This window comes from Phenylobacterium sp., from assembly GCF_031181185.1.
GTDB lineage: Bacteria > Pseudomonadota > Alphaproteobacteria > Caulobacterales > Caulobacteraceae > Phenylobacterium.
In genome coordinates this window covers 1-5650 of record NZ_JAPSKZ010000211.1, presented here as the reverse complement: position 1 = coordinate 5650, position 5650 = coordinate 1, and the positions used below count along the sequence as shown (strand labels likewise).

Here is a 5650-nt window from a genome sequence, read left to right as displayed (position 1 = left end):
ACATGCGGGTTCAGCATGCGCTCGACGCTTTCGCCGGCGATCACCACCGCGGTCACCGCCAGGACCACGCCGTTCGCGAACCCGGCCAGGTAGCCCAGCTTGCCGGTGCCGAAGCTGAAGGCGGGATTGCCGGCGTGGCGCCGAGCCAGCGCATAGGCCCCGGCCGCCACCAAGAGGGCCACCACGTGGGCGGCCATGTGCAGTCCGGCCGCCATCAGGGCGAGCGAGCCCGTGGCGACGCCGCCGCCCAGCAGGGCGGCCAGAGTGACTGCACAGATCACCGTCACCAGCCAGGTGCGGCGCTCGTTCCGTCGATGGTCCGCGCCCAGATAGGTGCGGTCCTGGCGGAAGGAGTCCAGCTGCTCAGGGCGCTCGGCCGTCGTCATGTGTTACTTTATAACGCCTCAGCTTGAGAACGCCACTTCATAAGTCGGCGGCGTAGCCCTACATGGTCGCCCATGAGCGAAAAGACCCCCGTCACCGTCCTGACCGGCTATCTCGGCGCCGGCAAGACCACCCTTCTGAACCGCATCCTCTCCGAGGACCATGGGAAGAAGTACGCCGTCATCGTCAACGAGTTCGGCGAGGTGGGCATCGACAACGACCTGATCGTCGGCGCCGACGAAGAGGTCTTCGAGATGAACAACGGCTGCGTCTGCTGCACGGTGCGCGGCGACCTGATCCGGGTGCTCTCGGGCCTGATGAAGCGCAAGGGCAAGTTCGACGCCATCATCGTCGAGACGACGGGCCTGGCCGATCCCGCGCCGGTCGCCCAGACCTTCTTCGTGGACGACGACGTGCGCGCCCGCACCGAACTGGACAGCGTGACCACCGTGGTCGACGCCAAGCACCTGCCGTTGCGGCTGAAGGATTCCAAGGAGGCGGCCGAACAGATCGCGTTCGCCGACCAGATCATCCTGAACAAGACCGACCTGGTCGACGAGGCCGAGCTGGCCGAGGTGGAACGGGCGATCCGCACCCTCAATCCGCTGGCGCCGATCCGCCGGGCGCAACGGTCGAACGTGCCGCTCGATGCCATCCTGGGCCGTCACGCCTTCGACCTGGGCCGCATCACCGAGCTTCAGCCGGACTTCCTGAACCCGGCCCACGGCGAGCCCGGCCACGTGCACGACGAGCACTGCGATCACGACCACGATCACCACCATCATGATCATGACCACGGGCATGGGCACATCCACGACCACGTCGCCGAGAGCGGCATCAGCTCGATCTCGCTGACGTCGGACAAGCCGATCGACGCCAACAAGGTCACGGCGTGGCTGAACAACGTGCTGCAGACCCAAGGCGTGGACATCCTGCGCGCCAAGGGCATCCTGGACATCAAGGGCGAGAACCGCCGCCTGGTGTTCCAGGCCGTCCACATGATCCTGGAAGGCGACTTCCAGGGCGAATGGCGCGAGAACGACAAGCGCTACTCGCGCCTGGTGTTCATCGGCCGCAAGCTCGACGAAGCCGGGCTGCGCGCCGGCTTCGAGAGCTGCATCGCCGCCTAACTGAACCGCTTCTGCAGCGCCGGGGCGCCGTTGGCGGCCTCGGCGAGCGCGGTGGGGTCGCCGTCGCGCAGGAACGCCTCCATCGACCGGGCGAGCGCGGCGTAGGCGACGCGGAACGGGTTCGTCGCCGATGACAGCCGCCGCACGCCCAGCGCCTGCAGGCGCGCGGCGTCGGGCACGCCGGTCCAGCCCATGACGTTCAGCGGCAGGCGGATCTCGCCCGCCAGGCGGCCGATCAGGTCCGGATCGGACGGGCCCGGCACGAAGACGCCGTCGGCGCCGGCGGCGCGATAGCGCTCGGCCCGGGCGACGGTCTCCAGATAGGCGGCGTGCCCTTCGGCGAGGCCGGCGAGGTAGACGTCGGTGCGGGCGTTGACGAACACGCGGTCGCCCAGGGCCTTCTTTACGGCTTCGATCTTGGCGGCGTGCAGCTCAGGCGCGCGCTTGCCGTCCTCGAGATTGATCCCGACCGCGCCCGCCTCGACGACGCGGGTGACGTTCTCGACCAGCCGGCCCAGGTCATCGGTGTAGCCGCCCTCGATGTCGGCGGTGACGGGCAGGTCGACGACGCGCACCACCTCGGCCACCGTCGCCACAACGGTCTCGATCGGCAGGACGTCGCCGTCGGGATAGCCGTGAGCCCAAGCGACCGCCGCGGACGAGGTGGCCACCGCCTTCGCGCCCGCGTCAGCCATGACGGCGGCGCTGGCGGCGTCCCAGGCGTTCGGCAGCACGAGGATCTCGGCGCCCCTGTGGAGATTGCGGAAGGTCTCGGCCTTTGCGCTCTGGCTCATCTGGTTTCCTCGTCACGGTAGAGCTTGTACGACGCACATATGGGTACGCTTGTGACACCGCGCTCGCGGAAATCGGACGCAATCGGCGCGTTAGGCCACGACGCCCATCCCAACTCGAACCGCGGAGACTTCTAGATGGCCTCAGGCCTCGTGGCCCTGCTCGACGACGTGGCGGCGATCGCCAAGGTCGCGGCCGCCTCCCTCGACGACGTTTCCGCCGCCGCCGGCAAGGCGGGCGTCAAGGCGGCCGGCGTGGTCGTGGACGACACCGCGGTGACGCCCGGCTACGCCATGGGCTTCACGCCCGACCGCGAGCTGCCGATCGTCTGGAAGATCGCGCTGGGGTCGCTGAAGAACAAGTTCGTGTTCCTGCTGCCCGGCGCGCTGCTGCTCAGCGCGTTCGCGCCCTGGGCGGTGACGCCGCTGCTGATGATCGGCGGGGCCTACCTCGCTTTCGAGGCGACCGAGAAGATCATCGAGGCGGTGCGTCCGCACGACAACGCGGTCGAGCTGGACGAGCTGGCGCTGTCCTCGACCGAGCTCGAGAAGCAGAAGGTCGCCGGCGCCATCCGCACCGACATGATCCTGTCGGCGGAAATCATGGCCATCGCGCTGGCCGAGGTGTCGGACCTGTCTCTGGCCCTGCAGGCCGCGGCGCTGGCGCTCGTGGCCATTTCCGTCACGGCGGGCGTCTACGGCGTGGTCGCCCTGATCGTGAAGATGGACGACATCGGCCTGCACCTGGCCAAGAGCCCACGCGCCGCGTCGCAGCGGCTAGGCGCGGGCCTCGTGAAGGGAATGCCCGTCATCCTCGCCTGGCTGGCCACCATCGGCACCGCGGCCATGCTGTGGGTCGGCGGCGGGATCATCGTGCACGGGCTTGAGCACTACCACGCCCCGGTCATCCCTCACGTGGCGCACGCGCTCACCGAATGGGCGCACCGTCTGCCGGGCGTGGGCGGCGTCGCGGCCTGGCTCGCCTTCGCGATCCTTTCCGCGATCGTCGGCCTGATCGTCGGCGGTCTGATCGTGGCGGTCGTCCATCTGGTGAAGCACCGGCGCCACCGCTAAGACCGCAGGGTGCGCACGGCCCTCACCCGCCTGACCCTGACCGACTTCCGTTCGTATGCGACGGCCGAGCTCGCGCTGGACGGCCGGCCGGTCTGGCTGGCCGGTCCGAACGGGGCGGGCAAGACCAACCTGTTGGAGGCGGTCAGCTTCCTGATCCCCGGCCGCGGCCTGCGCGGCGCCAGCATCGCCGAGGTCGGCCGCAGGCTGCCGGGCGAGAAGGCGGGGCGCGCCTGGGCGGTGTCGGCGACGCTCGCGGCGGGCGGCGAGGAGACCCGGCTGGGGACGGGCGTGGAGCAGGCGGGCGCCGCGCGCCGCGTCGTGCGCGTCGAAGGCGAGGCCGCGCCGCCGGGGCGGCTGGCCGAGCACGTCCGCCAGGTCTGGCTGACCCCGGCGCAGGACCGGCTGTTCCTGGAGGGCGCGGGTGACCGGCGCCGCTTCGTCGACCGGCTGGTCTTCGCCGCCGAGCCCAGCCACGCGGCCCACGTCCAGGCCTATGAGAAGGCGCAGCGCGAGCGGATGCGGCTGCTCACCGACGGGCCGCCCGACCCGGCGTGGCTGGACGCCCTGGAGTCCCGCCTCGCCGAAGCCGGGACGCTGATGGCCGAGGCCCGCGCCCGCACCCTGGCGGCCCTGCAGGCCGAGATCGAGACCCGTGGCGAGCGGCCGTTCCCGCAGGCGCGGCTGTCGCTGACCGGCGAATGGGAGCAGCTGGCCGGCTCGGGCGCCGACTTCGCCGAGATCGAGGCCCGGCTGGCGCGCGCGCTGGCCGCGGCGCGGGACCGCGACGCGGCCGCCGGCCGGGCGCTGACCGGACCGCACCGGGGGGACCTCGCCGTGGTCCACGCCGAGAAGGACCGGCCCGCCGCCGAGTGCTCCACCGGCGAGCAGAAGGCCCTGATCCTCAACCTGGTGCTGGCCCAGGCCGCACGGCTGGCCCGCTCGGACGCCGCGCCGACCCCCATCCTGCTGCTGGACGAGGTGGCCGCCCACCTGGACGCCCGGCGCCGCGCCGCCCTGTTCGACGAAATCGAGGCGCTGGGCCTGCAGGCGTTCCTGACCGGCACCGACGACCACCTGTTCGAGGCGCTGGCCGGCCGCGCTCAGGGGTTCCGCGTCGAGGGCTCGGGGTTCGCGGCGGCGGGCTGAGGCGGGGGCGGCGTGCAGTCGTGCGCACGGCAGAAGATTTTCCCCGCGTCCTCGGAGATCGCGTCGGTGTAGTACCTGGCGAGCGCCGCCATGGCCGCCGTGAACTCGGGCAGTCGCGCCTGGATGCCGCGACTCACTGGACCGCGGGCGTAGATGGCGGCTTCCCTAAGTTGGACCTCGCTGAAGCTCGCGGCGTAGATGCGGGCGAGTTCGTCGCGCGCGGCGGCCGCCGCGAGCAGCATCCCCTCACGCAGGGCCGAGCGCGCCGCAGCCCAGGCCTCGGGGTCGGATCCGGACTGCGGCTGAAGCTCGGCAATTTGGGCGTCGATGCTGCGCACGTCATCCGCCTCCGTGTCGCCGGCGCTGACCAGTTCGCGCGCCATCGCCAGAGTCACGTCTGACCGGGGCGGCGGGGGCGTGAAGACGCCTTCGTCCAGCTCGGGCGCCGGGAAAGCCTGGATGACGGCCACGGTTTCGCCTGCAGCCCCCTGGGCGACCTGAGCGCCGGCCAGGCGGTAGGCGTCCACCAGCTGCAATGCGGCTACGCCGTAGCCGAGACCCGCCGGCGCTTCGGCGGCCACCTTGCACGCGTCGAGGAGGCCTTCGCCGGTGGCGCGGCATGTCATGCGTACATAGCCGGTCAGGCCGAGCGCGGCGCCGATCGGCGGCATGACGCGCGCAATCTGCGCCTCGCTAGGCGTCTCGGACCACACCGGCGAGGGCACGCCGACGCCGTCCTCGGGAGTTAGCAGCTTAATCACCTGAGCGTCGGACAGGCAGCGGCCGGTCCGACAGAAGGCCGCCCGGCCAGCCTTCTGGGTCGCCGGCCAAGCGTTGCGCGGCAACATGTCGATCATCGCCGCGACGTGCGCGTCGGGGACGATCACCGCTCCCGCCGGCGTCTCGGCCAGCGCCACCAGCGCCTGCAATTCCGCCTCGCTGTAGAGTGACGCGAACAGCTCGCCATATAGGCGCCGCACCTCCGGCAGTCGTCCCGAGCCCGCCGTCCGCAGGGCCTCGGCGGCCCGGCGGGCGCTTAAGCCCGGCAAGTGGACCAAGCCGATTAAAACGGAAAATGGATATGCCGTTGTAATGCTCCATGAGCATTTAAAGGGAGAAAATTAT

General features: G+C 70.8%; 6 protein-coding genes. 3 read left to right on the top strand and 3 right to left on the bottom strand.

Translation table 11 applies throughout. The features are described 5' to 3' along the window. Positions 1-386 (bottom strand): cation diffusion facilitator family transporter (locus RIF93_RS18150; protein ID WP_309092859.1); only part of this gene is annotated, 386 nt, incomplete at its 3' end. A gap of 72 nt (positions 387-458) precedes the next feature. On the opposite strand from RIF93_RS18150, the gene RIF93_RS18145 reads away from it, so the two are divergent. After that, the gene (locus RIF93_RS18145; protein ID WP_309092858.1) at positions 459-1514 is read left to right on the top strand and encodes a GTP-binding protein; all 1056 of its coding nucleotides are present in this window, start codon (positions 459-461) and stop codon (positions 1512-1514) included. On the opposite strand, the gene RIF93_RS18140 is transcribed toward RIF93_RS18145, so the two are convergent. Further along, positions 1511-2308, bottom strand: a complete 798-nt coding sequence (locus RIF93_RS18140) for an isocitrate lyase/phosphoenolpyruvate mutase family protein (protein ID WP_309092857.1) — start codon at positions 2306-2308, stop codon at positions 1511-1513. The genes RIF93_RS18145 and RIF93_RS18140 overlap by 4 nt on opposite strands. A 135-nt stretch (positions 2309-2443) precedes the next feature. Here RIF93_RS18140 and RIF93_RS18135 point away from each other — a divergent pair, with 135 nt between their 5' ends. Both RIF93_RS18135 and recF read left to right on the top strand, forming a co-directional pair. Next, positions 2444-3379 (top strand): DUF808 domain-containing protein, encoded by a 936-nt coding sequence (locus RIF93_RS18135; RefSeq protein WP_309092856.1) that lies wholly within the window; start codon positions 2444-2446, stop codon positions 3377-3379. 9 nt (positions 3380-3388) lie between these two features. Beyond that, positions 3389-4525, top strand: coding sequence for a DNA replication/repair protein RecF (gene recF, locus RIF93_RS18130; protein WP_309092855.1), 1137 nt, complete (start codon positions 3389-3391; stop codon positions 4523-4525). Here recF and RIF93_RS18125 read toward each other — a convergent pair. Next, complete coding sequence (locus RIF93_RS18125) at positions 4480-5574, bottom strand: hypothetical protein (RefSeq protein WP_309092854.1); 1095 nt, start codon at positions 5572-5574, stop codon at positions 4480-4482. The genes recF and RIF93_RS18125 overlap by 46 nt on opposite strands. Positions 5575-5650 lie beyond the last annotated feature (76 nt).

Bases quoted from the DNA above. Each gene is read 5' to 3' on its own strand.
- RIF93_RS18145 (WP_309092858.1), top strand. From the start codon at position 459: ATGAGCGAAAAGACCCCCGTCACCGTCCTGACCGGCTATCTCGGCGCC.
- RIF93_RS18135 (WP_309092856.1), top strand. From the start codon at position 2,444: ATGGCCTCAGGCCTCGTGGCCCTGCTCGACGACGTGGCGGCGATCGCC.
- RIF93_RS18140 (WP_309092857.1), bottom strand. From the start codon at position 2,308: ATGAGCCAGAGCGCAAAGGCCGAGACCTTCCGCAATCTCCACAGGGGC.